Below are 25859 nucleotides of genomic sequence, written 5' to 3' on the forward strand. Positions count from 1 at the left end.
CCAAGGGCCCTGCTCGGCAGGGCCCTCAAGGTGTACGGCGTCGGGGTGTCAGGGGAGGAGCGTGACCGGCGGCATGGTTGGCCAGCTCATGCGGATGGATCCGCCGTTCTCCCCCGCGGTGACCTCGACGTCGTCGACGAGGCCGCTGATGACCGCGAGGCCCATCTCGTCCTCCTCGGCCTCCACGTCCACGTCGCCGCCCGCACCCGGAGCGTTGTCGCCGGGAGCGGATCGGGGCGCTTCGTCGCCGACCTCGATGGAGAACTGCTTCTCCTCCTCGATCAGCGTCACCCGCACCGGCTCCGAGATGCCACCGCTCTGGTGCAGTCCGACGGCACGAGAGCAGGCCTCGCCGACGGCGAGTCGCACCTCGTCGAGTACGGCCTCGTCCACTCCGGCCCTGCGCGCCACCGCTGCCGCCACCAGTCGGGCGGTCCTGACGTGCTCGGGCAGCGCGCTGAAGCGGAGTTCAACGGTGGCCATGCATCCCCCTCGGAATACGGGCGTGCGGTCAGGGGGGCCGGGTCGCCGAGACCCGGACCCCCGTCGTTTAACTTCTTCCGTCACGGACGTGTGTACGAGTGACCGCACACGCGTCCGGCAAACGGCCGTCAGTCGGTGGCCGCCACCGCTTCGTCGACCGAGGTGTGGATCGGGAACACCTTGGTGAGACCGGTGATGCGGAAGATCTTCAGAATGCGCTCCTGGTTGCAGACCAGGCGCAGCGAGCCCTCATGGGCACGTACGCGCTTCAGGCCACCGACCAGCACGCCGAGCCCGGTGGAGTCGAGGAAGTCGACACCCTCCATGTCGACGACGAGGTGGAAACTCCCGTCGTTGACCAGCTCGACCAGCTGCTCACGCAGCTTGGGCGCGGTATAAACGTCGATTTCGCCACCGACCTCGACGACCGTACGATCGCCGACGGTACGGGTCGACAGGGACAGGTCCACGGATCCTCCAGCACCTTGCTATCGAGCGGTCATCCCAAGGGACACCTCGGCAGAGTCCCCAGGACGGTTCGCCAGCCGCGATGGCATTCAATCACTTACCGCAGGGCGTGCACGACGCCTTGGGCCCATTGTCCGTCACGCCAGTGACACACTCGATGCCGATGGCCAATATTCACCGATCCGATCGACCCTCGAATTTCGCCGCCCCGCGGCCCGATCCGGGCACGATCCTGGACCGGCTCGCCTCGGGGCCGAGCCGGGCTTCGCGCATCACTCATACGGAGCACTTGCCCCCACGTGCGGGGAGGCATGCCGTCTGGCCGGACCGGATTCGCGCCGAGGTCGTCGCGGCCGTCCAGGCCGCCGGTATCGAACACCCCTGGGCCCACCAGGCACTGGCGGCCGAGCACGCCCTGGACGGCGACAGCGTGATCGTCGCCACAGGCACCGCCTCGGGCAAGTCGCTCGCGTACCTGGTACCGGTCCTCTCGGGCCTCCTGGACGGCTCCGAGGCGCCGAACGGCCGCGGGGCGACCGCCCTGTACCTCGCCCCGACCAAGGCCCTCGCGGCGGACCAGCGACGCTCGGTGAAGGAACTTTCACAACCATTGGGAAACGCGGTGCGACCGGCCGTGTACGACGGCGACACCCCCTTCGAGGAGCGCGAGTGGGTCCGCCAGTACGCGAACTACGTCCTGACCAACCCCGACATGCTGCACCGGGGGATACTCCCGTCCCACCCCCGCTGGTCCTCCTTCCTGAAGTCGCTGAAGTACGTCGTCATCGACGAGTGCCACACCTACCGGGGCGTCTTCGGCTCCCACGTCGCCCAGGTCCTGCGCCGGCTGCGCCGCCTGTGCGCCCGCTATGGCGCCTCCCCCGTCTTCCTGCTCGCCTCCGCCACGGCCGCCGAGCCGTCCGTCGCCGCCCGCAGACTGACCGGCCTCCCGGTGGTCGAGGTCGCCGACGACGCCTCACCGCGCGGTGAACTGGTGTTCGCCCTCTGGGAGCCTCCGCTCACCGAGCTGCACGGCGAGAAGGGCGCACCCGTCCGCCGTACGGCCACCGCGGAGACGGCCGACCTGCTGACCGACCTGGCCGTCCAGGGCGTGCGCACGGTGGCCTTCGTACGCTCCCGGCGCGGCGCCGAGCTGATCGCGGTGATCGCCCAGGAACGCCTCGCCGAGGTCGACCGCTCCCTGGCCCGCCGTGTGGCCGCCTACCGCGGCGGCTACCTACCCGAGGAGCGCCGGGCCCTCGAACAGGCGCTCCACTCCGGCGAACTCCTCGGCCTCGCCGCCACCACCGCCCTCGAACTCGGCATCGACGTCTCGGGTTTGGACGCCGTCGTCATCGCCGGCTACCCGGGCACCCGCGCCTCCCTGTGGCAGCAGGCTGGCCGCGCCGGACGGGCCGGACAGGGCGCGCTGGCGATCCTGGTCGCCCGCGACGACCCCCTGGACACCTTCCTCGTCCACCACCCGGAGGCCCTCTTCGACCAGCCGGTCGAGTCGACGGTCCTCGACCCGGACAACCCCTACGTGCTGGCCCCCCACTTGTGCGCGGCGGCGGCCGAATCCCCCCTGACCGAGGAGGACCTGGACCTCTTCGGCCCCGAAACGGCGGCCCTGCTCCCGCAGTTGGAGGCCGCGAAGCTGCTGCGCCGCCGCACGAAGGCCTGGCACTGGACCCGCCGCGAGCGGGCCGCCGACCTGGCCGACATCCGGGGCGGTGGCGGGAACCCGGTCCAGATCGTCGAGGAGGGCACGGGACGGCTCCTCGGCACGGTCGACGCTGGCGCCGCGCACACGACCGTCCACGAGGGCGCGGTCCACCTCCACCAGGGCCGTACGTATCTCGTCCGCTCCCTCGACCTGAAGGACTCGGTCGCCCTGGTCGAGGAGGCGAGCCCGCCGTATTCGACGGTCGCCCGCGACACGACGGCCATCTCCGTCCTGGAGACCGACACCGAGATCCCCTGGGGCGACGGCCGCCTCTGCTACGGCTCCGTCGAGGTCACCAACCAGGTCGTCTCCTTCCTGCGCCGACGGGTCATGACCGGCGAGGTCATGGGCGAGACGAAACTCGACCTCCCGCCGCGTACGCTGCGCACCCGCGCCGTGTGGTGGACGGTCACCGAGGACCAGCTCGACGCCGCCCGCATCAACCCGGAGATCCTCGGCGGCGCCCTGCACGCCGCCGAACACGCCTCGATCGGCATGCTGCCCCTGTTCGCGACCTGCGACCGCTGGGACATCGGCGGCGTCTCCGTCCCGCTCCACCCGGACACCCTCCTCCCGACGGTCTTCGTGTACGACGGCCACCCGGGCGGCGCCGGCTTCGCAGAACGCGCCTTCCACACGGCCCACTCCTGGCTGACGGCCACCCGCCAGGCCATTGCCTCCTGCGAGTGCGAAGCCGGCTGCCCGTCCTGCGTCCAGTCCCCCAAGTGCGGCAACGGCAACGAACCGCTGCACAAGCGGGGGGCGGTGCGGTTGCTGACGGTGCTGCTGCAGGGGGCACCGGAGGAGAAGGCTTAAGGCCTGCCCGTACGGGTTCGCCTCAGGTCAGTTCCAGGGCGCCGGGTGGCCCCGGTGGCCCCGCCCTCGACCTGACCTCCGCCGCGAACAGCCCCCTTCCCGATATCACCGTCAGATCCGACGTCTCGCCCACCACCGCGCACCGCACGAGCCGCGTGCCCTGGACCGCCGCCACCCGGTCCGCCCGAGCACAGGCCGCCGAGGTGCCCTCCGTCCAGTGGTCCGCCGCAGCGAGCGCCGCCAGATCCGCACCGGCGGCGGCCCGGTGCCGGGCCACGGCGGCCTGCCCCATGGCGAGCACGACACCGAACACCACGCAGAGGACGGCGAGGGCACCGACGCTCCAGACGGTCGCGGAGCCACGGTCGGAGCGGATCGACCGCCCGGTACCGGCTCGACCGAGCCACCCGCCAACAGCCCTGCCGAGGCGCCCGGCGACACCCCTGACGAGCCGTCCACCTCCCCGGCACCTCACGAGCCCACCCCCACCGTCTCCTCCGCCAACGCCACCGCCTCGTGCGTCACATCGACGGCAAGGGAACCGATCCCCGGCGACCGCGCCACGACCCTCACCCGGACCAGGTCGCCCTCTCTGCTGACGGCGACCTCCGCCCCGCTCGGGGCCGCACCACGGGCCACCTCGGCGACGGCACCGGGCGGGTCCTGCCGGGCGGCGGCCCGGGCACCGGCCCGGGCCGCGTCCACGCACTGGATCTGCGCGGCGGCGACGAGCAGCGCCCAGACCAGGCCCAGCGAGAACAGCACCAGCACGGGCAGCGCCACAGCCGCCTCGGCGGTCACGAACCCCCGGTCGCCGCACCGGCGTTCACATCTTGGCATCGAGGGCCTTCTTCACGATGGCCTGCAACTCCGAGTTGACCTGCCCGCTCGTCACCACCTTGTAGAGCACGGCGGCGAACGCCACCGATGCGATGATGCCCACGGCATATTCCGACGTGACCATTCCGGCATCCCTGCGCGCCACCAGCGCCGCCCGCGCCCTGAACGCCAGCGCCCACACCCGTTCCCGTACCACTGCGAACATCTCGACTCCCTTAAATATCAGTGCTGTTGATGACTTGATGTCGATGACCTACTGCTGACCCGCCCGTTGCTCCCGCGTCACCCACCACCCCCGCCCAGCAGCCCGTCCGCCAGCCCGATCACCACGGGCAGTACGCCGACCGCGATGAACGCGGGCAGGAAGCACAGACCCACCGGGACGGTGGCCATGACGGCCGCCCGCCGGGCCCGTTCCGTCGCCGTGCGTCCCCATTCGGCGCGGGTGTCGGCGGCGAGGCGGGCGACGGGCCCGGCCGCGGGTACGCCCGACTCGTCGGCCCGCTCCAGCAGCCTCGCCAGAGGCCCGGCGCCCGGTATCGACGCCAACCTCCGCCAGGCCTCGGCCGGTTCGCCGCCCAGCCGTACCTCCGCCGCGCCCCGTGCGAGCGCCTCGCCGACCGGTCCCGCCAGCGCCTCGCCCACCGCCTGGGCGGCGATCACCGGACCGGCGCCGGCCGCGATACAGGCCGCCAGCAGATCGGCCGCGAGCGGGAGTTGCCGGGCCGCCTCGGCCGCGTCGGCCTCCTCCGCGGCGCCACCGGCCGCCTGCCGCAGTCGCCACCGCCACAGCCCGACCCCGGCGACCAGTCCCACGAGGACGCCCACGGCACCGCCGACGAGCACCCACCCGGCGCTCACCGCCCCCACCACGGGCAGCCACCGCCGTACGGCGTCCCGCGCGCCGAACCGCCGCCCCAGCGAGGCCCGTTCCCGCTCCAGCGCGAGCAGCCGGGCCAGCCTCCGGCGCACCCTCCGCTCATCGCGCACCGTCTCGATCCACCGCAGGAGCCACCCCAGGGCCAGCGCGACCGCAACCACCGCCCCCAGCCTGTGGAAAACCTCCGCACTCACGCCGGCTCCCTTCGCCCGCCACGGTCGACGGCCGTACCGACCCGACCTCCGTCATCCACTCGCCCGGCCCTCACACCGCCTCCGCTCCCCGCACGATCCGCAGCACCCACCACAGCCCCACGCCCTCCAGCACCCCGCCGACCAGCAGGCAGCCCAGTCCGGCGCCGGTGTGCAGCAGGACGTGCAGGGGGTCGGCGCCCAGGGCCGTGCCCAGGAACAGGCCCAGCACCGGCAGGCCCGCGAGCATCACCGCGGTCGAGCGGGCGCCCGCCAACTGGGCGCGCAGGTCTGCACGTTGGTCCCGGTCGGCGCGCAGGGCGCCTTCGAGGCGGTCCAGTCCGGCCGCCAGGCCCGCGCCCTGGTCCACAGCCACCCGCCAGCACGCCGCGAGCCCCAACAGGCCCTCCGCGCCCGGTTGCCGGGCCGCCACGGCGAGCGCCCCGGGGACGTCCCCGCCGAATCTCGCCGCCGCCAGCACCGACGCCTGTGCCTCGCCGAGCCCGCCGGAGTCGCGTGCCGCCCGCAGCAGCGCCTCCCCCGGCTGCCGTCCGGCCCGCACCTCACCGGCGAGCGTCCCGCACAGCGCGATCACCTCGTCGCCCCGCCGCTCCCGCGCCCGCCGCAGCTCACCGGCCCGCCTGACCCGGCGCAGCAGCGGCACCCCGGCCGCGCCCGCGAGGGCCGGCACCACGGAGGCGCCCAGCAGCGCCACCACAAGGCCGACGGCCACCGCCCACCACTCGGCCCGCAACCGCCCGCGCAGTCTGCGCAGTTCACCGGCGGCCCGTTCCCACGGAGGCGGCCCGGCGCCCACCGCCCCGCCCCCGGCGAGCAGCAGCTCCGCCCGCCGCGCCCCCGGATACCGGCCGCCCAGCAGCCAGCAGACCGCCCCTACGCACACCCCGGCCGCCCCCATCGACAGCTCGACCGTCCCGGTCACGCGCCCTCACTCCCCTGTCCCTTGTCGCCTCCGGCGCGCAGCAGCCCCCGCAGCCGCTCCCATCCCCGCTCGTACGCGAACGCCTCCTCGCCCCACCGCAGCGCCGGCACCGTCACCACCAGCCCCGACGGGTCCCGCTCCAGGACGTGCACCTCGGCGATCCGGCGCCGCCCGGCGCGGTCGCGGACGAGATGCAGGACCACCGACAGCGCCGCCGCCAACTGGCTGTGCAGCGCGGCCCGGTCGAGCCCGGCGGCCGTCCCCAGTGCCTCCAGCCGGGCCGGTACGTCCGCCGCCGCGTTCGCGTGGACCGTCCCGCAGCCCCCTTCGTGCCCCGTGTTGAGGGCGGCCAGCAGATCCAGTGCCTCGGCGCCCCGGACCTCGCCGACGACCAGCCGGTCGGGCCGCATCCGCAACGCCTGCCGCACCAGGTCCTGGAGGGTGACCAGGCCCGCGCCCTCCTGGTTGGCGGGTCTGGTCTCCAGGCGTACGACGTGCGGATGGTCGGGCCGCAGCTCGGCCGAGTCCTCGGCCAGCACGATCCGCTCACCCGGGCCGACCAGCCCCAGCAGCGCGCTCAGCAGAGTTGTCTTGCCACACCCCGTGCCGCCGCTGATCAGGAAGGACAGCCGGGCGTCGAGCAGCGCCCGCAGCACCCGGTCGCCGCCCGGCGGTACCGTCCCCGCGGCCGTCAGCTCGTCCAGGGTGAAGGCCCGCGGCCGTACCACCCGCAGCGACAGACAGGTGCAGCCGACGGCCACCGGGGGCAGCACCGCGTGCAGCCGGGTCCCGTCGGGCAGCCGGGCGTCGACCCAGGGGCGGGCGTCGTCGAGCCGCCGCCCGGCCACCGCCGCCAGGCGCTGCGCGAGCCGTCGTACGGCGCCCGCGTCCGGGAAGGAGACGCCGGTCAGTTCCAGGCCGCCGCCCCGGTCCACCCACACCCGGTCCGGCGCCGCCACCAGGACGTCGCTGACCGACGGGTCGGCGAGCAACGGCTCCAGCGGGCCGGTGCCGACCAGTTCGGACCTCAACCGCTCGGCGGCGCCCAGCACTTCGGCGTCCCCGAGCACCCGCCCCTGCTCCCGCAGGGCCTGCGCCACGCGCGCGGGTGTCGCCTCGGCGCCGCTCTCGGCCAGCCACTGCCGTACGCCGTCCAGCAGCCCGGCGGGCGCTCCCGGCCCCTCGTCCCAGCGGACGGCGTTCATACGCCACCCGCCTCGGCCAGGGCGCGCTCCCAGAACACCGTGCAGAACCGGGCCAGGGGTCCGCGCGGGGCGGCTCCCGGTGGCGCCTTGCCCTCGTGCGGGCGGGCCAGGGCCGATTCGACGGGGACCTCGCCCGCCAGGGGCAGGTCGAGCAGCCGGGCCACCTCGCGGTCGTCCAGGCCCGGTGTGTACGGCCCGCGTACGGCCACCCGCAGGTCGCGCAGGACCATGCCGACGGCGGACGCCACCCGGCCGGCCGCCGCGACGGCCCGCAGCTCGCCGGGGACGACCAGGAGGCCGACGTCGAGCTGGGCGAGGACCTCGGCGACTCCGTCGTCGATGCGCCGAGGGAGGTCGACGACAACCGCCCCGCCGCGCCTTCTCGCCGCCGCGAGGACCGCCCGTACGGCCTGGGGCGGGATGGCCACGCAGTCTCCGCGGTCCCAGCTCAGCACCCTCAGGGAGTGCAGTTTCGGCAGCGACTCCTCCAGGGCGCCGCCGCCGACCCGGCCGCGCGAGGCGGCGAACGCGGGCCAGCGCAGTCCGTCGGCCGTCTCACCGCCCAGGAGTACGTCGAGTCCGCCGCCCAGCGGATCCGCGTCCACCAGCAGGGTGCGCACTCCCTCCCGCGCGGAGGTGACGGCGAGGGCGCAGGCCAGCGTGGACGCTCCGGCCCCGCCCCGGCCGCCGATGACGCCGACGGTGAGCGCGGGCCTGCCGACGCCCTCGGCGACGTCGGCGATCCGGTCGACGAGCCACTGTTCGCCGTCGGGCAGCATCAGGACGTGGTCGGCGCCGATCTCGACGGCCCGCCGCCAGACCCCGGAGTCGTCCTGGTCCCGCCCGACCAGCACCACCCCTCGCCTGCGAGCGGCGCCGCGCACCCGGCGTACGGCGTCGTCGCCGACCAGGACGAGCGGCGCCGCCTCCCAGCCACCGCCCCGCTCGGGCACCCCGTGGTGCACTTCGGGGGTGGCTCCGGCCGCCGCGCACAGGCGCAGCAGGTCGTCCAGCAGACCGGCGTCCTCGGTGACGATCAGCGGTCCGCTCTGCCGCCCCTCGGCCGCGGGCTGATCGTTGTCGTGTGTGATGGCTCCCGCCATGATTTCCGGCCCCCTTCGCTATATGAACGGCCGACAGAACCCGGCCGAGCGCGTTCGACAAACCGAACCGGCCATGAACTCGCCGCGAGCGGGACGCGCTGGAATCACGGTGGGGCGAACCCGGAAATCATGTGGATCTTGATCGAAATCTGTGGACAGTGCTGCGGTTGTGGATATCTCTCTCACCCACACAGGTGACGCCTGGACGACTTCCCCCAGCGCAGCGCTTCAGCTACGCACAGTGACGGATCGCAGGCATGCGAAAGAGGCGGCCGAAGCCGCCTCGGACGGCGCCAGGGCCGCGAAAGGGATGCGAGGGGAGAAAGAGAAACCCACCCGGACATGCGACGACCCCCGCCGGGGGGGGGAGAGCGGGGGTCGTCCCCACGGTTCGACTCGGGGGGGGAGGAGCCGGACCGGGTTAGCACGGTCGCGAACGATCCGTGACTTCCATGGTGTACCCGACAGCCCTCTCAGGCAAACCCACGCGCCACGCCTTACGCCGAATGGTGGGCGCCTATGCTCAGCATCGTGGAAAACCACTCCTTGCCCCGCACAGCGGCCTTCTTTGACCTGGACAAGACGGTCATTGCGAAGTCGAGCACGCTCACGTTCAGCAAGTCGTTCTACCAGGGCGGTCTCATCAACCGCAGGGCCGCCTTGCGTACCGCCTATACCCAGTTCGTCTTCCTGGCGGGCGGCGCCGACCACGACCAGATGGAGCGCATGCGCAAGTATTTGTCCGCGCTCTGTCGCGGCTGGAACGTCCAGCAGGTCAAGGAGATCGTCGCCGAGACCCTGCACGACCTGATCGACCCGATCATCTACGACGAGGCGGCCTCCCTCATCGAGGAGCACCACACCGCCGGCCGCGACGTGGTGATCGTGTCCACCTCGGGCGCGGAGGTCGTCGAGCCGATCGGCGAACTGCTCGGCGCTGACCGGGTGGTGGCCACCCGCATGGTCGTCGGGGACGACGGCTGCTTCACCGGCGAGGTGGAGTACTACGCGTACGGGCCCACCAAGGCCGAGGCGATCAGGGAACTGGCCGAGTCCGAGGGATACGACCTCGCGCGCTGCTACGCGTACAGCGACAGCGTCACCGACATCCCCATGCTGGAGTCCGTCGGCCATCCGCACGCCGTCAACCCGGACCGCGCGCTGCGCCGGGAAGCGGTCGCCCGGGGCTGGCCGATCCTGGACTTCCACCGCCCGGTCCGGCTGAAGCAGCGCCTGCCCGCACTCTCCGTACCGCCGCGCCCGGCCCTGGTGGCCGCCGCCGCGATAGGTGCGGCAGCGGCCACCGCGGGCCTCGTCTGGTACGCGAGCAGGCGTCGTCCGACAGTCGCCTGACCTACTCCCCCGACGCCCGAATCATGGCTGTTTGATCATAAAAGTAAAGAAGTACATCCAGGGCTTCCGCTTACTCCGGTCCAGGAGTAGAAAGGACTTAACGGCCCGCGAGACCAAGGACATCCGAAAGGATCACCTTAATAACGCATTTGGCCCCACGGACCGAGCATGAACACTGGGCACCCACGCGACGTCGACCCGTCGATTACGGGCCAGCCGCACCAGGTGACGGGCCAAGTTCCCGACCTGATGGGCAATATATCGAGGACGCTTGGTAACCGGGTGAACATGCCAGCGGCGGTACGAATCCCCGTACCGCCGCATCCCTTTGTCCGCACTCCACTTGATGGCCCTCCGCGGAGGGCCATTTCGCTGCGGCCCCCCGCGTAGCCGCTTTTACGCCGCCCCGCGCTGCAACGCCTCGCACACGGCCGTCGATTCGCGTGCCCCGAGTTCGACCGCCCGCCCGCAGTGGGCAATCCACGCGGCCATGCCCTCCGGAGTGCCGGAGGCGTAGCCGTCGAGTGCCGCCAGATAGGCCGCGCGGCCCGGTTCGGCGTGGCCGACCTCGGCCGGGCACACCGACTTCGGGTCGAGGCCGCTGCCGACCAGGACGATCCGCTCCGCCGCGCGCGCGACGAGGCCGTTGTGGGAGCCGAAGGGGCGCAGCGCGAGGAGTTCGCCGTGCACGACGGCCGCGGTGACCAGGGCGGGGGCCGAGCCGCCCGCGATGATCAGCTCCGCGAGCCCCTCCAGCCGCGCCGACACCTCGGCCGCGCCCGGCAGCGGCAGTTCGACCAGCGGCTCGTCGACCAGCTCACCGTCCTGTCGCGGACGCCCGACCTCGTCGGCCGTGCCAGCGGCGGCGACCAGATGCAGCCGGGCCAGCACGCGCAGCGGCGACTGCCGCCAGATGGACAGGAGTTGACCCGCCTCCGCGGTCAGCCGCAGGGCCGCCCCGACCACCCGGGCCTCGTCGTCGCCGCTGAAGTCGGTGCGCCGGCGCACCTCTTCGAGGGCCCAGTCGGCACCGGAGAGGGCCGCGGAGCCGCGCGCGCCGCGCAGTCCCGCCTCACCGGTGATCTCGTTGCTGCGCCGCCGCATGACGCGGTGGCCGTAGACCCGGTCCACGGCCTTGCGCACGGCTTCCACGGAGTCGGCCACCCCGGGCAGCGACCCCAGGGCCGCTAGCGGATCGGCGGTAGCGCCTGTCGTACTCATGAGTACGACCCTACGCAATCCAGGGAGCCGACCCACGAAGGAGTGGACTTCCTCACGCGCCCTGGACACCCTCGGCGGTCGCCCCACTACCGTTACTGAACATGAAAATTGCTTTCGTCGGGAAGGGCGGCAGCGGCAAGACCACGCTGTCCTCCCTGTTCGTCCGCCATCTCGCGGCCTCCGGGGCCCCGGTCCTCGCCATCGACGCCGACATCAACCAGCACCTGGGCGCCGCACTCGGCCTCCACGACGCCGAAGCCGCCGCGCTGCCCCCGATGGGCGAGCGGCTGGACCTGATCAAGGAGCACCTCCGCGGCACGAACCCGCGCATCACCTGCGCCGACGCGATGATCAAGACGACCCCGCCCGGCGAGGGCTCGCGGCTGCTGCGCGTCCAGGAGACCAATCCGGTGTACGACGCCTGCGCACGACCGGTGGAACTCGACGGCGGTGCCGTCCGTTTGATGGTCACCGGCCCGTTCACCGAGGCGGATCTGGGGGTGGCCTGCTACCACTCCAAGACGGGCGCGGTGGAGCTGTGCCTGAACCACCTCGTCGACGGCCCGGGCGAGTATGTCGTCGTCGACATGACCGCGGGCTCGGACTCCTTCGCGTCCGGCCTGTTCACCCGCTTCGACATCACGTTCCTCGTCGCCGAACCGACCCGGAAGGGAGTCTCCGTCTATCGCCAGTACAAGGAGTACGCCCAGGACTTCGGGGTCGTCCTGAAGGTCGTCGGCAACAAGGTGCAGGGCCAGGACGACCTCGACTTCCTCCGCGCCGAGGTCGGGGACGACCTCCTGGAGACGGTCGGCCACTCGGACTGGGTGCGCTCCATGGAGAAGGGCCGCCCCACCCGGTTCGACCTCCTGGAGGACACCAACCGCCGCGCCCTGCGCCGACTGCGAACGGCCGTCGACGCCACGTACGAACTGCGCGACTGGGAGCGCTACACCCACCAGATGGTCCACTTCCACCTGAAGAACGCCCACTCCTGGGCCAACGCGAGAACGGGAGTCGACCTGGCGGCCCAGGTCGACCCGGGCTTCGTACTGGGCGAACAGCTGACGGCAACCACGGTCTGAGGCGGTCGGGGCGCGCAGCGCCCGCCGACAGGGGCGCGGGGAACTGCGCGACCAGCCCCCACAGCCCCGCGCACGAAGAACCGCTCCAGGCCAACCCCTACCGCTTGCCCGCAGGCGCCCCCGGCACTCCCTGGGGCGCCGGGGCCGAAGCCGGGCGGCCGGCCAGCAGGGACGCCCAGCCACGCTCAGGCGCCTCCCCCACCCCCAGCGTCCGCAACTTCGCCAGCACCTCCGGGTCCTGCGCGTCCAGCCAGTCCGCGAGCTGCCGGAAGGAGACACACCGCACGTCCGACTTCGTGCACACCCGCTCGATGAACTCCTCGACGGCCCGCATGTACACGCCGCCGTTCCAGGACTCGAAGTGGTTGCCGATGATCAGCGGCGCCCGGTTGCCCTCGTGGGCCCGCTCGAACCCCTTGAGGAGCCCGTCCCGGAACTGGTCGCCCCAGTACTCGTACCGCGCCTTGTCCCCCGTCCGTGCCGCGGACTGGTTCATGTAGAAGTTGTAGTCCATGGTCAGCGTCTCGAAGCCCCGGCCGGGCATCGGGACGAGCTGCATGGACAGGTCCCACAGCCCCTTCTTCCGCTCGGGCCAGACCTGGTCGTTGACCCCGCTCGTGTCGTAGCGGAAGCCCAGTTCGCGGGCGGCGCTCATGAAGTTCTTCTGCCCTTCCAGGCAGGGTGTGCGGGCGCCGACGAGTTCCCGCTCGTAGTCGAAGGGCAGCGGGGACGCCTTCTTCATACCGGTGGTGGTCTTCCAGGACTTCACGAAACGTTTCGCCTGGGCGATCTCGTCCTTCCAGTCCTCCACCGACCACTCGCCGACCCCGCCCCCGGCGCCGCAGAAGTGACCGTTGAAGTGGGTGCCGATCTCGCTGCCCTCCAGCCAGGCGAGCCGCAGCTGCTTCACGGTGTCGGCGATGCCCTGCTCGTCGTTGAAGCCGATGTCGGAGCGGCCCGGCGAGTGCTGGGGCGGCCGGTACAGGTCGCGCTGGTCCTCCGGGAGCAGGTACACACCGCTCAGGAAGTACGTCATCGTCGCCCTGTTGGCCTTGGCCACCTTGCGGAAGTGGGAGAACAGCCGCTGGCCGTCCTCACCGGCGCCGTCCCAGGACAGGACGACGAACTGCGGCGGCTTCTGGCCGGGCTTCAGCCGCTCCGGTCTGGGCTGGTAGGGCTGGGCTCCGGTGTACGCGGTGGAGCCGTCGCCGATCAGCCGGACCGCGCTCCTGGGTGCCGGGGCCGGCGCGGCCTTCTTCGCGCCGGGCGCACCCCCCTTCGTACCGGAGCCGGTGGTTCCCGCCCCGCAGCCGGCCAGTGACGCGGCACAGGCCGCGACGGCCACTACGCCCGCGGCGATCCTCTTGGTGACGGCCATCTCCGCCCACCTCTTCCTTCGTTCGGGCCGGCGCTTTCGGGCGCGGCGCCGTCAAGGTCGCATGGGACGAAAAAGGAATTAGTACGACAAGCCGATCAAATATTCACTTCACCCTTCCGGATGATCCATTGCACCATTTGCCCCGAAAATCCATACACGGCCTTTACTGTGCATTACGATCCATTTACCGAGCGTTGAAAAATCCCGCCGCTGCACGCCGTGACCACACGGCCGCGACCCGCCCCCCGCCACAGCCGGGGGACCACCTGTTCCGCGACCGCGCTGCCCCGGAGGAGACGGGAAACATGTCTGCCTGCGTCCCCACTCGCGCCCCCGAACCGACTCGGACGAAGCGCATGCACCAGCCTCACAGCCCACCACCACCGCCGACCCCACCCCGCCGCTTCCGCGTCGCGGGCGCCGACGTGTCGGCCTCGATCGCGGTCTTCCTGATCGCCCTGCCACTGTCCCTGGGCATCGCCCTGGCCACCGGCGCTCCGCTCCAGGCCGGACTGGTCGCCGCCGCCGTCGGCGGGATCGTCGCCGGACGGCTCGGCGGCTCCCCGCTCCAGGTGAGCGGACCCGCCGCCGGGCTCACCGTCGTCACCGCCGAACTCATCCAGCGGTACGGATGGCGGACGACCTGTGCCATCACCGTCCTCGCCGGGCTCGCCCAGCTCGGCCTCGGCTGCCTGCGGGTGGCCCGGACCGCGCTGGCCGTCAGCCCCGCCGTCGTCCACGGCATGCTCGCCGGCATCGGCGTGACCATCGCCGTCGCCCAGCTGCACATCGTCCTCGGGGGTACGCCGGAGAGCGCGGTCCTCGACAATCTCCGCGCGCTGCCCGCCCAGTTGGCCGGGCTGCACCCCGCCGCCGTGTCGATGAGCGTGCTCACGCTGACCCTGCTGCTGGTCTGGCCCCGGCTGCCCGGCCGGGTCGGGGGCGTGCTGCGCAAGCTGCCGGCCGCCCTCGTCGCCGTCACCGGCGCCACACTCACCGCCGCGCTCGCCGGGCTGAGTCTGCCCAAGGTCGACCTGCCGTCCTGGAGCAGCCACGCGCTGGCCGGGCTGCCCGAAGGATCCGTGCTCGGCCTGGTCGCCGCCGTGCTCACGGTCACGCTGGTGTGCAGCGTGCAGTCGCTGCTCGGCGCGGTCGCCGTGGACAAGATGGTCGCCTCCCGGCCCGATCTGCTGGCCGGCCGCACCGCCGGACCGGGAGCCGGAAGCCGCGTCGGCCGCTCCGACCTGAACCGCGAACTGCTCGGCCAGGGCGCCGCCAACGTCGTGTCCGGAGTGCTCGGCGGACTGCCGGTCGCGGGCGTGGCCGTGCGGAGTTCGGCGAATGTGCAAGCCGGTGCCGTGAGCCGGAACTCCACGATGCTGCACGGCGTTCTCGTAGTAGTCGCCGCGCTGCTGATGGTTCCGATCCTGGAGCTGATCCCGCTCGCCTCACTCGCCGCCCTGGTGATGGCCGTCGGCATCCAGATGGTGTCCCTGCACCACATCCGCACGGTGACTCGCCACCGCGAGGTCCTGGTCTACGCGGTGACGACCCTGGGCGTCGTCCTGCTCGGCGTCCTCGAAGGAGTCCTGCTGGGCGTCGCGGTCGCCGTCGCCGTCGCCCTGCACCGCCTCGCCCGCACCCGGATCACCTACGAAGTGAGAGACGACGAAAGAGAAGGAGTCCACTACGTACACGTACGAGGCCAGTTGACGTTCCTCGCGGTGCCCCGGCTCAGCCGGACCCTGCACCTCGTCCCCCAAGGGGCCGACGCCGTCGTGGAGTTGGACGGCTCGTTCATGGACCACGCGGCCTACGAATCACTGCAGCACTGGCAGAGCACGCACACTGCGCAGGGCGGCACCGTCGAGGTGACCGGCCGCACGGGGACGCGGATCGCCGAGCCCGCGAGCAGCTCCGACTGCCGCTGCCGGCCCTGGACGCCCTGGCGCAACCACCAGTGCGAGGTCCCCGAGTCCGGTCAGAGGCGTGGAGGGTTCGCGAGCGGGCCGGCGGGAGCGAACGGGCCCATCGGGCCACCCGGTTCGGCCGGTGGTCCCGGCTCGGCGGGCCCGGGCGGCCCGGAGGGCTCATCCGGCCGCACCGGCGCCTCCGGCTCCTCCGGTCCCGCCAGCTCCTCCGAGGCGTCAGGCTCCGCCCGGTCGACCGGTGTCGCCGAGCCCAGTGGGCATCAACTGGCTCGTGGGATCAGCGCGTTCCAGCGGAACACCGCTCCTCTGGTGCGCGGTGAGCTGGCCAGGCTGGCTCGTGAGGGGCAGCGGCCCGCGCAGCTGTTCCTGACCTGTGCCGACTCGCGGCTCGTCACGTCGATGATCACCTCCAGCGGTCCCGGCGACCTGTTCGTCGTGCGGAACGTGGGCAACCTGGTGCCGCAGCCCGGCGAGGAGAGCGGGGACGACTCGGTGGCGGCGGCCATCGAGTACGCGGTGGACGTGCTGCGGGTGCGGTCCATCACGGTGTGCGGGCACTCCGGGTGCGGGGCCATGCAGGCGCTGCTGAGCATGGAGCCCGGCGGGGCTCGGACGCCGCTCAGGCGGTGGCTGCGGCACGGGGTGCCGAGTCTGGAGCGGATGGCCGACAGGGACCGGCCGTGGGCGCGGCTCGCCGGGCGGGCGCCCGCCGACGCGGTCGAGCAGCTCTGCCTGACCAATGTGGTCCAGCAGTTGGAGCATCTGCGGGCGCACGAGTCGGTGGCGCGGGCCCTGCGCGAGGGGGCGCTCGAACTGCACGGGATGTACTTCCATGTGGGTGAGGCACAGGCGTATCTGCTCAGCGGGGAGGTTGACGGGGACGAGGTGTTCGATCATGTGCGGGCGGCCGGGCTGCCGGCCTGACGGGAGCGGATGAACCGGGCGGCCGTCGCGCACGTGACCTTGGTTGTCCCCTTCATGAGGAGGCGTGCCGACGGGATCGGCCCGAGGGTCCGACGGTCTGACGACTTGAGGACACAGAGGTCTAAACCAATTTTCCGTCGGCCCTTGTCATCGGGCCCCCCGGTCTGATGAGCTGTGGCCTGGGACACAACGGCCGCCCCGGCAAAGCACCGTAAGGGAGATGTCGTGAGCAACGAAAGCCTGGCCAACCTGCTCAAGGAAGAGCGCAGGTTCGCGCCGCCCGCCGAGCTGGCCGCGGACGCCAACGTCACGGCGGAGGCGTACGAACAGGCCAAGGCTGACCGGCTCGGCTTCTGGGCCGCGCAGGCCCGCCGGCTGAGCTGGGCCACCGAGCCGACCGAGACGCTGGACTGGTCGAACCCGCCGTTCGCCAAGTGGTTCAAGGACGGCAGCCTCAACGTCGCCTACAACTGCGTCGACCGGCATGTCGAGGCGGGCAACGGCGACCGGGTCGCCATCCACTTCGAGGGCGAGCCCGGCGACAGCCGTGCGATCACCTACGCCGAGCTGAAGGACGAGGTCTCCAAGGCGGCCAACGCCCTGCTGGAGCTGGGAGTCCAGAAGGGCGACCGGGTCGCCGTCTACATGCCGATGATCCCGGAGACGGCCGTCGCCATGCTGGCGTGCGCCCGGATCGGCGCCGCCCACTCCGTCGTCTTCGGCGGCTTCTCCGCGGACGCGCTGGCCACCCGTATCCAGGACGCCGACGCCAAGATCGTCATCACCACCGACGGCGGCTACCGCCGGGGCAAGCCGTCCGCGCTCAAGCCCGCCGTCGACGCGGCCGTCGCGCGCGTCGACAACGTCGAACATGTGCTCGTCGTCCGCCGCACCGGCCAGGACGTCGAGTGGCACGAGGGCCGGGACGTGTGGTGGCACGAGGTCGTCGACCGGCAGAGCAGCGAGCACACGCCCGAGGCGTTCGAGGCCGAGCAGCCGCTGTTCATCCTCTACACCTCGGGTACGACGGGTAAGCCCAAGGGCATCCTGCACACCTCCGGCGGCTATCTCACCCAGGCCGCCTACACCCACCACGCCGTCTTCGACCTCAAGCCGGAGACCGACGTCTACTGGTGCACCGCCGACGTCGGCTGGGTCACCGGGCACTCCTACATCGTGTACGGGCCGCTGGCCAACGGCGCGACCCAGGTGATGTACGAGGGGACGCCGGACACCCCGCACCAGGGCCGCTTCTGGGAGATCGTCCAGAAGTACGGCGTCACGATCCTCTACACGGCGCCCACCGCGATCCGTACGTTCATGAAGTGGGGCGACGACATCCCCGCGAAGTTCGACCTCTCCTCCCTGCGGGTGCTGGGGTCCGTGGGCGAGCCGATCAACCCCGAGGCGTGGATCTGGTACCGCAAGCACATCGGCGGCGACGCGACGCCCATCGTCGACACCTGGTGGCAGACCGAGACCGGCGCCATGATGATCTCCCCGCTGCCCGGTGTGACCGAGACCAAGCCGGGGTCCGCCCAGCGCGCGCTGCCCGGCATCTCCGCCACCGTCGTCGACGACGAGGCACGCGAGGTGCCGGACGGGGGCGGCGGTTACCTCGTACTCACCGAGCCGTGGCCGTCGATGCTGCGCACCATCTGGGGCGACGACCAGCGGTTCATCGACACCTACTGGTCGCGTTTCGAGGGCAAGTACTTCGCCGGTGACGGCGCCAAGAAGGACGACGACGGCGACATCTGGCTGCTCGGGCGGGTGGACGACGTCATGCTCGTCTCCGGGCACAACATCTCGACGACCGAGGTCGAGTCGGCAATGGTGTCGCACCCGTCCGTCGCCGAGGCGGCCGTCGTGGGCGCCGCCGACGAGACGACCGGGCAGGCCATCGTCGCCTTCGTCATCCTGCGCGGCACCGCCACCGAGACCGACACCCTCGTCGCCGAACTGCGCAACCACGTCGGTGACGTCCTCGGCCCGATCGCCAAGCCCAAGCGCATCCTGCCGGTCGCGGAACTCCCCAAGACCCGCTCCGGCAAGATCATGCGCCGCCTGCTGCGCGACGTCGCCGAGAACCGCGAGCTGGGCGATGTGACCACCCTGACCGACTCCACCGTCATGGACCTCATCCAGACGAAGCTCCCCGCGGCGGGCAGCGAGGACTAGATCACGACGGGACCCGAGGGTTTCCTCCGGGCGGCGGCTCCCGCGCACCTTAGGTAAGCTAAAGATCGCGTCAACAACGCGACAAGATCCGCGAGGATCGCCAAGGTGCGCCGGGAAGTCTGGTCGGCACGCGTTCCGTGCTGCCCACCGACCGGAGGTCCCCCCGTGGTCGCCCCCCGTACCACCAGCCGCAAGCTCCTCGGACGGCTCTCGCTGCCCGAGCGGACGTTCGTCGCGGACGCGCTGCGCACCGAGACCGTCGGTGGCGTGCTGTTGCTCCTCGCCGCGATCGCCGCGCTGGTCTGGGCGAACACCCCGGTCAAGGAGTCCTACGAGACCGTCCTCGACCTCCATGTCGGACCGTCCGCCCTCGGGCTCCACCTCTCCCTCCAGCACTGGGCCGCCGACGGCCTGCTCGCCGTCTTCTTCTTCGTCGCCGGTATCGAACTCAAGCGCGAACTCGTCGCCGGGGACCTCCGCGACCCGAGGGCCGCCGCGCTGCCCGTCGTCGCCGCCCTGTGCGGAATGGCCGTACCGGCGCTCGTCTACACCCTCACCAGCCTCAGCGGCGGCGGCTCGCTCGCCGGGTGGGCCGTGCCCACGGCCACCGACATCGCCTTCGCGCTCGCCGTGCTCGCCGTCATCGGTACGTCGCTGCCCAGCGCCCTGCGCGCGTTCCTGCTGACGCTCGCCGTCGTCGACGACCTCTTCGCCATCCTGATCATCGCGGTCTTCTTCACCGACGACCTGAACCTCGCCGCGCTCGGCGGCGCCTTCACCGGCCTCGCCGTCTTCTGGCTGCTGCTGAGGAAGGGCGTACGCGGGTGGTACGTCTACGTCCCGCTCGCGCTGGTCATCTGGGGGCTGATGTACAACAGCGGCGTCCACGCCACCGTCGCCGGGGTCGCGATGGGGCTGATGCTGCGCTGCACGACCCGGACCGAGGACGGGGAGGAGCGGTCGCCCGGCGAGCACGTCGAGCATCTGGTGCGGCCCCTGTCCGCCGGGCTCGCCGTGCCGCTGTTCGCCCTGTTCAGCGCGGGGGTGTCGGTGTCCGGCGGGGCGCTCGGAGAGGTGTTCACGCGGCCCGAGACGCTCGGGGTGGTGCTCGGGCTCGTCGTCGGGAAGACGGTCGGGATCTTCGGCGGGACCTGGCTGACGGCGCGTTTCACCAGGGCCTCGCTCAGCGACGACCTCGCCTGGGCGGACGTCTTCGCCGTCGCCTCGCTCGCCGGGATCGGCTTCACCGTCTCCCTCCTCATCGGCGAACTCGCGTTCGACGGCGACAGCGCGCTCACCGACGAGGTCAAGGCCGCCGTCCTGACCGGCTCCCTCATCGCCGCGCTCGGCGCGACCGTGCTGCTGAAGATACGGAACGCCCGCTACCGCGGGATGTGGGAGGCCGAGGAGCGCGACGACGACCTCGACGGCATCCCCGACATCTACGAGCAGGACGATCCGGCGTACCACCTGCGCATGGCCGACATCTACGAGGGGAAGGCGGCAGAGCACCGGCGCATCGCCGGGCTCAAGGCCGCCGAACTGGAGGCCGCCGAACGGGACCGGCTTGCCGAAGTGGCGGGCGGGGCGGGCGACGAGGGTGACGGTCCGGCATGATCTGACACGTAGGCGTCGGACATGTGCGTCAGATGCGTACGGCGGCTGGTGATGGCCGCCGGGTACGGCAGTCACGTACGCCGGTCGCCTGCACCCGACACCCGACATCCGAGCAACACAACGGCAAGACAACAGGGAGACCTCGATGAGCGCACCCGACGGCAATCCGGTCGGCGCCGAACGCAGCATCGGCCAGTTGTTCGCCTCGGCGACGACCGAGATGTCCGCGCTGGTGCACGACGAGATCGCGCTGGCGAAAGCCCAGCTCAAGCAGGACGTGAAGCGCGGCGTGACGAGCGGTGGCGCGTTCATGGTGGCCGGCGCGGTGCTGGTCTTTTCCCTGCCGATGCTCAACTTCGCACTGGCGTACGCCATTCGGACCTGGAGCGACTGGAACCTCGCCCTCTGCTTCCTGCTGTCGTTCGCCGCGAACGTGCTGCTCGCCGTGCTCCTGGTGCTGGTCGGCGTCGTCTTCGCGAAGAAGGCCAGGAAGGGCAAGGGCCCGCAGAAGGTCGCCGCGTCCGTGAAGGAGACGGCGGGCGTCCTGCAGAAGGCCAAGCCGCACCCCCGGCCCGCCCCGGTGAGTGAGACGGTCGAGGTTGTGGCACGCTCGTCCTCATGACGGACCCCGCCACACCCCCGGCGTACCCCGCGTTCACCCAGCCCGCCTCGGCGGTACGGCTCGCCCTTCCCGGCGGGCGCGAGGTGGTCCACCGGGATGTCGCCGCGAACGGCGCCCGGTTCCACATCGCCGAGCTGGGCGACGGACCGCTGGTCATGCTCGTGCACGGGTTCCCGCAGTTCTGGTGGACCTGGCGGTACCAGCTGGCCGCTCTCGCCGACGCCGGGTTCCGGGCCGTCGCCATGGACCTGCGGGGCGTGGGCGGCAGCGACCGTACGCCCCGGGGTTACGACCCCGCGAACCTCGCCCTCGACATCACGGGCGTCGTCCGGTCCCTGGGCGAGCCCGACGCCGCGCTGGTCGGCCACGACCTGGGCGGCTACCTCGCGTGGACGGCCGCGGTGATGCGCCCCAAGCTGGTACGGCGGCTCGTGGTCTCCTCGATGCCGCACCCCCGGCGCTGGCGCTCGGCGATGCTCTCCGACGTCAAGCAGACGGCCGCCGGTTCCTACATCTGGGGGTTCCAGCGGCCCTGGCTCCCGGAGCGGCAGCTCATCGCGGACGACGGCGCGCTCGTCGGGCGGCTGATCCGGGACTGGTCCGGGCCGCGACTGCCGGACGACGAGGCGGTGGAGACGTACAGCAGGGCGATGTGCATCCCGTCGACCGCGCACTGCGCGATCGAGCCGTACCGCTGGATGGTCCGGTCGATGGCCCGGCCGGACGGCATCCAGTTCAACCGCCGCATGAAGCGGCCGGTACGGGTGCCGACGCTGCATCTGCACGGCTCGCTCGACCCGGTACTGCGCACGCGCAGCGCGGCGGGCTCCGGGGAGTACGTCGAGGCGCCGTACCGCTGGCGGCTGTTCGACGGGCTGGGGCACTTCCCGCACGAGGAGGACCCGGTGGCCTTCTCGACCGAGCTGGTCAACTGGCTGAAGGACCCCGAACCGGACCGCTGAGTCACCGGCGGCACAGGAACAGACACGCGAACACCTGTCCTACGAACAGCCAATTGCCCAACGCATAGGCCGATTGGGGGCCCATGGGGCGGTTATCGACCTTGGGGCAGGGGCAGACGTCGGGGTATGGGCTGGACGCACGACTACAGTGACGCAGCACGCAATCGCCGCTCGGGCCACGGTCCGGGCTCCCACCGAGGAGGTTCCCCGCAGCTGGCGGGGACCGATCTGAGGGTGGGAATCCCGCGCATCCTGCGCCGCCGGGCCCGCTGGGTCTCGGTGCGCCTGCGCCACCCCCGCCCCTGAGCCCGGCGCCTCCGTACGCGTACGGGGTTCAGAGCGCGCAGCTGTCGCTGTCCACCTGCTGGTTCGCGGTACGCCCCTGGGCGATGTCCGACTGGATCTCGTCCGCGGTGAGCGCGTAACCGGTGTTCGGGTCGTCGAGGGACTTCGCGAAGACCACGCCGTACACCTTGCCCTCGGGCGTGAGCAGCGGGCCGCCGGAGTTGCCCTGGCGGACGGTCGCGAACAGGGAGTAGACCTCGCGGCGGACCGTGCCGCGGTGGTAGATGTCCGGGCCGTTGGCCTCGATGCGACCACGCACGCGCGCGGGACGGACGTCGTACGAGCCGTTCTCCGGGAAGCCGGCGACGATCGCGCTCTTGCCGCTGCCCGCGACCTCGGTGGTGAACTGCAGGACGGGCGCGTTCAGTTCGGGTACGTCGAGGACGGCGATGTCGCGCTGCCAGTCGTAGAGGACGACCGTCGCGTCGTACTTCCTGCCCTCGCCGCCTATCTGGACGGTGGGTTCGTCGACGCCGCCGACGACATGCGCGTTGGTCATCACACGGCGCCGGTCGAAGACGAAGCCGGTGCCCTCCAGGACCTTGCCGCAGCTGGTGGCGGTGCCCATGACCTTGACGATGGAGCGCTGGGCGCGCACGGCGACCGCGCTGTTGGCGAGCGCCGGGTCGGGCGGGTCGACGTCCTTGATGGGCTCGTCGGAGAACGGGCTGAAGACCTGCGGGAAGCCGTTCTGCGCGAGGACCGAGGTGAAGTCCTTGAACCAAGTGTCCGCGTCGGAGGGCAGCACCTCCTGGACCCCCAACAGCACCTTGGAGCCGCGGACCTCCTTGCCCACCGTGGGCATCGTGGTCTGCGCGAGGGCGGCGCCGATCAGCCAGGCGACCAGGAGCATCGCGACGACGTTGACGAGGGCCCCGCCGGTCGCGTCGAGGGCGCGGGCGGGCGACCAGGTGATGAAGCGGCGCAGCTTGTTGCCGAGATGGGTGGTCAGGGCCTGGCCCACGGAGGCGCAGACGATCACGATGACGACGGCCACGACGGCGGCCGTCGTGTTGACCTCGGCCTCGTCGGTCACGCCGTCCCAGACGACGGGCAGCAGATAGACCGCGACGAGACCGCCGCCGAGGAAGCCGATCACCGACAGGATGCCGACGACGAAGCCCTGGCGGTAGCCCACGATCGCGAACCACACGGCGGCGACCAGCAACAAGATGTCCAGCACGTTCACGAGGGCCACCCTGTCACGCGCGCCAGTCGAGCGGGACCTGCTTGTTTCTGTCCCACGGGCGCTCCCAGCCCGAGTAGTGCATCAGACGGTCGATGATCCCGGCCGTGAAGCCCCACACGAGGGCCGATTCGACCAGAAATGCCGGACCCTTGTGGCCACTTGGGTGTACGGCGGTGGCCCGGTTGGCCGGATTCGTGAGATCCGCCACGGGGACCGTGAAGACCCGTGCCGTCTCGTTCGGATCGACGACCCCGACGGGTGTCGGCTCGCGCCACCAGCCGAGCACGGGCGTGACGACGAAGCCGCTCACCGGGATGTAGAGCTTGGGCAGTACGCCGAAGAGCTGGACGCCGGCCGGATCGAGCCCGGTCTCCTCCTCGGCCTCGCGCAGCGCGGCCCGCAGCGGGCCGTCGCCCTGCGGATCGCCGTCCTCGGGGTCGAGGGAGCCGCCGGGGAAGGAGGGCTGGCCGGCGTGCGAGCGCAGCGAGGTCGCCCGCTCCATGAGCAGCAGCTCGGGCCCGCCGCCGCCGTCACCGTCTCCGCCTCCGTCTCCGGTCTTCCCCTCGCCCTCGCCGAAGAGGATCAGTACGGCGGACTGGCGTCCGGCGCCGTCCGCGGGCGGCAGGAAGCGGCTCAGCTGGAGCGGCTCGACCGTCTCGACGGCGTGCACCACCGGGTCGAGCCAGCCGGGCAGGCCCTCCTTGCTGAGCGTCGCCTCGCCGCCCTGTGTGTTGCTCGCGCGCGTCACCGCCACCCCCGTTCTGCTGCTTCCAACGCCTGCGGCCGTCCCGTTGGTTCCGCCGCTCCCGATCCGGTACGGCTCCCCGGTCCCACCCCTGGCCTCATCCGGCCCCCAGCGGCGGCGCCGGGATGCCGCCCGCGTCGAGGTACGCCTGCGGCGGGTTGAGCCGCTGGCCGGGGAAGCCGCCCTTCTCGTACTTCAGGAGCTTCTTCGCCTTCTCCGGGTCCGTCTCGCCCTCCCCGTACGCCGGGCAGAGCGGGGCGATCGGGCAGGCGCCGCAGGCGGGTTTGCGGGCGTGGCAGATACGGCGGCCGTGGAAGATCACGTGGTGCGAGAGCATCGTCCAGTCGGCCTTGGGGAAGAGGCCGCCGATGGCCGCCTCGATCTTGTCCGGGTCCTTCTCCGCCGTCCACCGCCAGCGGTGCACCAGCCGCTGGAAGTGGGTGTCCACGGTGATTCCCGGGCGCCCGAAGTAGTTGCCGAGCACGACGAAGGCGGTCTTGCGGCCCACACCGGGCAGCTTGACGAGGTCTTCGAGCCGCCCCGGCACCTCACCGCCGAACTCCTCCGACAGTGCCTTGGACAGCCCTATCACCGACCTGGTCTTGGCCCGGAAGAACCCGGTCGGCCGCAGGATCTCCTCGACCTCCTCGGGGTTGGCGACGGCGAGGTCCTCGGGGGTGGGGTACTTGGCGAAGAGGGCCGGGGTCGTCTGGTTCACCCGGAGGTCGGTGGTCTGGGCGGAGAGAACCGTGGCGACGAGGAGCTGGAAGGAGTTCTCGAAGTCCAGTTCGGGGTGGGCGTAGGGGTAGATCTCGGCGAGTTCGCGATCGATCCGGCGGGCACGGCGGACTAGGGCGGTGTGGGACTCGGTGGGGGGTGTCTTGGTGGGGGGTGTTCTGGGGGCGGTGGTTTTGGTGGCGGCGGTCCCTGGGGCGCCGGTTTTGGTGGGGGCCTTCCCTGGGGCAGTGGTTTTGGAGGCAGCCCCCCCAGGGGCGGTGGTTTTAGCGGCGGCCGTCCTGGAAGCAACGGTCTTGGAAGCGGCCTTCCCTGGGGCAGTGGTCTTGGTGACGGCAGTCCCAGAGGCTCCGGATTTGGCGGCGGGCTTGGAGGCGGCGGTCCCGGAAGCGGTGGCCTTCGAGGCAGCCACCTTGGAAGCAGCCGCCTTACGGGACGTCGACTTGGTCGCGGGCTGCTTGCGGGCGGCGGGCTTGGAGGCGGTGGCTTCAGAAGCGGCCGTCTTGGCAGCAGCCGCCCTGGAGGCGGTGGCCTTGGAGGATGCCTCAGTCTTGGTAGCAGCCACGCTGGATGCGGTTGCCTCGGCAGCAGCACCGCCGACGCCCACGGCCTTGCCGGCGGGCTTGGCGGCAGGCTTGCCTGCGGCCCGGGCCACGGCCGACTTCGCGGGCGCGGCTTTCGCGGACGCGGCCTCCGAGGGCTGAGGTTTCGAGGACGTGGCCTCCGAGGGCTCAAGCTTCACGGCGCTGCCCGCGCCGGACGCAGCCTTCCCAGTGCGGCTCTTCGCAGACGCAGCCTTCCCGGTGCGACCCGCCAAGGAGCCAGCCTCCCCAGTACTGCCCACCGACGACACACCCTTCCGGTTACTGCCCGCCCCAGACACGGCCTTCCTTGCGTCGCCCGTCGAGGTAGCAGC

The 25859-nt window shown here is 71.7% G+C and carries 23 protein-coding genes; 9 read left to right on the forward strand and 14 right to left on the reverse strand.

Going from position 1 to position 25859, the window contains the following annotated elements; translation table 11 throughout:
- Nucleotides 1-48 precede the first annotated feature (48 nt).
- The gene (locus CW359_RS18040; RefSeq protein WP_105970965.1) at nt 49-483 is read right to left on the reverse strand and encodes an ATP-binding protein; all 435 of its coding nucleotides are present in this window, start codon (nt 481-483) and stop codon (nt 49-51) included.
- A 128-nt stretch (nt 484-611) separates the two neighbouring features.
- Entirely contained in the window at nt 612-953 is a 342-nt protein-coding gene (gene bldG, locus CW359_RS18045) for an anti-sigma factor antagonist BldG (protein ID WP_005475923.1), read from the reverse strand.
- A gap of 80 nt (nt 954-1033) precedes the next feature.
- On the opposite strand from bldG, the gene CW359_RS18050 reads away from it, so the two are divergent.
- On the forward strand, nt 1034-3493 hold the full coding sequence (locus CW359_RS18050) for a DEAD/DEAH box helicase (protein WP_198655259.1): 2460 nt from the start codon (nt 1034-1036) through the stop codon (nt 3491-3493).
- A 22-nt stretch (nt 3494-3515) separates the two neighbouring features.
- Here CW359_RS18050 and CW359_RS18055 read toward each other — a convergent pair whose 3' ends face one another.
- The 7 genes from CW359_RS18055 to ssd form a co-directional block, all read right to left on the reverse strand.
- Nucleotides 3516-3869 carry an Rv3654c family TadE-like protein gene (locus tag CW359_RS18055; RefSeq protein WP_105971013.1) on the reverse strand — a complete coding sequence of 118 codons (354 nt, stop codon included), beginning with the start codon at nt 3867-3869 and terminating at the stop codon, nt 3516-3518.
- A gap of 95 nt (nt 3870-3964) precedes the next feature.
- The gene (locus CW359_RS18060; protein ID WP_105970966.1) at nt 3965-4333 is read right to left on the reverse strand and encodes a TadE family type IV pilus minor pilin; all 369 of its coding nucleotides are present in this window, start codon (nt 4331-4333) and stop codon (nt 3965-3967) included.
- Nucleotides 4320-4538, reverse strand: a complete 219-nt coding sequence (locus CW359_RS18065; protein ID WP_105970967.1) for a DUF4244 domain-containing protein — start codon at nt 4536-4538, stop codon at nt 4320-4322. The genes CW359_RS18060 and CW359_RS18065 overlap by 14 nt, the downstream gene beginning before the upstream one ends.
- Before the next feature lie 77 nt (nt 4539-4615).
- Complete coding sequence (locus tag CW359_RS18070) at nt 4616-5407, reverse strand: type II secretion system F family protein (RefSeq protein ID WP_105970968.1); 792 nt, start codon at nt 5405-5407, stop codon at nt 4616-4618.
- 70 nt (nt 5408-5477) lie between these two features.
- Nucleotides 5478-6323, reverse strand: a complete 846-nt coding sequence (locus tag CW359_RS18075) for a type II secretion system F family protein (protein WP_105971014.1) — start codon at nt 6321-6323, stop codon at nt 5478-5480.
- 20 nt (nt 6324-6343) lie between these two features.
- Nucleotides 6344-7552, reverse strand: a complete 1209-nt coding sequence (locus CW359_RS18080) for a TadA family conjugal transfer-associated ATPase (protein ID WP_105970969.1) — start codon at nt 7550-7552, stop codon at nt 6344-6346.
- A complete protein-coding gene (gene ssd, locus CW359_RS18085) occupies nt 7549-8655 on the reverse strand; it encodes a septum site-determining protein Ssd (RefSeq protein ID WP_105970970.1) in 1107 nt (368 codons plus the stop codon). Before ssd ends, CW359_RS18080 begins: the two co-directional genes overlap by 4 nt.
- Before the next feature lie 519 nt (nt 8656-9174).
- On the opposite strand from ssd, the gene CW359_RS18090 reads away from it, so the two are divergent.
- The gene (locus CW359_RS18090) at nt 9175-10008 is read left to right on the forward strand and encodes an HAD family hydrolase (RefSeq protein WP_105970971.1); all 834 of its coding nucleotides are present in this window, start codon (nt 9175-9177) and stop codon (nt 10006-10008) included.
- Between the two features lie 396 nt (nt 10009-10404).
- On the opposite strand, the gene CW359_RS18095 is transcribed toward CW359_RS18090, so the two are convergent.
- Nucleotides 10405-11229 carry a Fic family protein gene (locus CW359_RS18095; protein ID WP_105970972.1) on the reverse strand — a complete coding sequence of 275 codons (825 nt, stop codon included), beginning with the start codon at nt 11227-11229 and terminating at the stop codon, nt 10405-10407.
- 101 nt (nt 11230-11330) lie between these two features.
- Here CW359_RS18095 and CW359_RS18100 point away from each other — a divergent pair, with 101 nt between their 5' ends.
- Nucleotides 11331-12314 carry an ATP-binding protein gene (locus CW359_RS18100; protein ID WP_105970973.1) on the forward strand — a complete coding sequence of 328 codons (984 nt, stop codon included), beginning with the start codon at nt 11331-11333 and terminating at the stop codon, nt 12312-12314.
- A 97-nt stretch (nt 12315-12411) separates the two neighbouring features.
- On the opposite strand, the gene CW359_RS18105 is transcribed toward CW359_RS18100, so the two are convergent.
- A complete protein-coding gene (locus CW359_RS18105; protein WP_105970974.1) occupies nt 12412-13692 on the reverse strand; it encodes a polysaccharide deacetylase family protein in 1281 nt (426 codons plus the stop codon).
- Between the two features lie 305 nt (nt 13693-13997).
- Between CW359_RS18105 and CW359_RS18110 the strand changes: the two genes are divergently transcribed.
- The 6 genes from CW359_RS18110 to CW359_RS46490 all read left to right on the forward strand — a co-directional run bounded on the left by CW359_RS18110 (nt 13998) and on the right by CW359_RS46490 (nt 22235).
- The gene (locus CW359_RS18110) at nt 13998-16547 is read left to right on the forward strand and encodes a bifunctional SulP family inorganic anion transporter/carbonic anhydrase (protein WP_105970975.1); all 2550 of its coding nucleotides are present in this window, start codon (nt 13998-14000) and stop codon (nt 16545-16547) included.
- 225 nt (nt 16548-16772) lie between these two features.
- A complete protein-coding gene (gene acs, locus CW359_RS18115) occupies nt 16773-18728 on the forward strand; it encodes an acetate--CoA ligase (RefSeq protein ID WP_105970976.1) in 1956 nt (651 codons plus the stop codon).
- Nucleotides 18729-18893: 165 nt separating this feature from the next.
- Nucleotides 18894-20345, forward strand: coding sequence for a Na+/H+ antiporter NhaA (nhaA, locus tag CW359_RS18120; protein ID WP_105970977.1), 1452 nt, complete (start codon nt 18894-18896; stop codon nt 20343-20345).
- A gap of 145 nt (nt 20346-20490) precedes the next feature.
- The gene (locus tag CW359_RS18125) at nt 20491-20967 is read left to right on the forward strand and encodes a phage holin family protein (protein ID WP_105970978.1); all 477 of its coding nucleotides are present in this window, start codon (nt 20491-20493) and stop codon (nt 20965-20967) included.
- Complete coding sequence (locus tag CW359_RS18130) at nt 20964-21929, forward strand: alpha/beta fold hydrolase (protein WP_105970979.1); 966 nt, start codon at nt 20964-20966, stop codon at nt 21927-21929. The genes CW359_RS18125 and CW359_RS18130 overlap by 4 nt, the downstream gene beginning before the upstream one ends.
- A gap of 126 nt (nt 21930-22055) precedes the next feature.
- On the forward strand, nt 22056-22235 hold the full coding sequence (locus CW359_RS46490; RefSeq protein ID WP_105970980.1) for a hypothetical protein: 180 nt from the start codon (nt 22056-22058) through the stop codon (nt 22233-22235).
- A gap of 28 nt (nt 22236-22263) precedes the next feature.
- Here CW359_RS46490 and CW359_RS18140 read toward each other — a convergent pair whose 3' ends face one another.
- The 3 genes from CW359_RS18140 to nth form a co-directional block, all read right to left on the reverse strand.
- Complete coding sequence (locus CW359_RS18140) at nt 22264-23463, reverse strand: MarP family serine protease (RefSeq protein ID WP_105971015.1); 1200 nt, start codon at nt 23461-23463, stop codon at nt 22264-22266.
- A gap of 13 nt (nt 23464-23476) precedes the next feature.
- Nucleotides 23477-24211, reverse strand: coding sequence for an NUDIX hydrolase (locus tag CW359_RS18145; protein ID WP_105971016.1), 735 nt, complete (start codon nt 24209-24211; stop codon nt 23477-23479).
- A 94-nt stretch (nt 24212-24305) separates the two neighbouring features.
- Complete coding sequence (nth, locus tag CW359_RS18150) at nt 24306-25355, reverse strand: endonuclease III (protein WP_105970981.1); 1050 nt, start codon at nt 25353-25355, stop codon at nt 24306-24308.
- Nucleotides 25356-25859 lie beyond the last annotated feature (504 nt).

It is taken from the genome of Streptomyces geranii (assembly GCF_002954775.1).
GTDB classification, from domain to species: domain Bacteria; phylum Actinomycetota; class Actinomycetes; order Streptomycetales; family Streptomycetaceae; genus Streptomyces; species Streptomyces geranii.

Excerpts from the sequence above, each read along its gene's own strand:
- CW359_RS18040 (WP_105970965.1), bottom strand. The coding sequence starts at position 483 with ATGGCCACCGTTGAACTCCGCTTCAGCGCGCTGCCCGAGCACGTCAGG.
- CW359_RS18050 (WP_198655259.1), top strand. The coding sequence starts at position 1,034 with ATGGCATTCAATCACTTACCGCAGGGCGTGCACGACGCCTTGGGCCCA.
- CW359_RS18060 (WP_105970966.1), bottom strand. The coding sequence starts at position 4,333 with ATGCCAAGATGTGAACGCCGGTGCGGCGACCGGGGGTTCGTGACCGCC.
- CW359_RS18065 (WP_105970967.1), bottom strand. The coding sequence starts at position 4,538 with ATGTTCGCAGTGGTACGGGAACGGGTGTGGGCGCTGGCGTTCAGGGCG.
- CW359_RS18075 (WP_105971014.1), bottom strand. The coding sequence starts at position 6,323 with ATGGGGGCGGCCGGGGTGTGCGTAGGGGCGGTCTGCTGGCTGCTGGGC.
- CW359_RS18080 (WP_105970969.1), bottom strand. The coding sequence starts at position 7,552 with ATGAACGCCGTCCGCTGGGACGAGGGGCCGGGAGCGCCCGCCGGGCTG.
- ssd (WP_105970970.1), bottom strand. The coding sequence starts at position 8,655 with ATGGCGGGAGCCATCACACACGACAACGATCAGCCCGCGGCCGAGGGG.
- CW359_RS18090 (WP_105970971.1), top strand. The coding sequence starts at position 9,175 with ATGCTCAGCATCGTGGAAAACCACTCCTTGCCCCGCACAGCGGCCTTC.
- CW359_RS18095 (WP_105970972.1), bottom strand. The coding sequence starts at position 11,229 with ATGAGTACGACAGGCGCTACCGCCGATCCGCTAGCGGCCCTGGGGTCG.
- CW359_RS18100 (WP_105970973.1), top strand. The coding sequence starts at position 11,331 with ATGAAAATTGCTTTCGTCGGGAAGGGCGGCAGCGGCAAGACCACGCTG.
- CW359_RS18105 (WP_105970974.1), bottom strand. The coding sequence starts at position 13,692 with ATGGCCGTCACCAAGAGGATCGCCGCGGGCGTAGTGGCCGTCGCGGCC.
- CW359_RS18110 (WP_105970975.1), top strand. The coding sequence starts at position 13,998 with ATGTCTGCCTGCGTCCCCACTCGCGCCCCCGAACCGACTCGGACGAAG.
- CW359_RS18125 (WP_105970978.1), top strand. The coding sequence starts at position 20,491 with ATGAGCGCACCCGACGGCAATCCGGTCGGCGCCGAACGCAGCATCGGC.
- CW359_RS18130 (WP_105970979.1), top strand. The coding sequence starts at position 20,964 with ATGACGGACCCCGCCACACCCCCGGCGTACCCCGCGTTCACCCAGCCC.
- CW359_RS46490 (WP_105970980.1), top strand. The coding sequence starts at position 22,056 with ATGGGCTGGACGCACGACTACAGTGACGCAGCACGCAATCGCCGCTCG.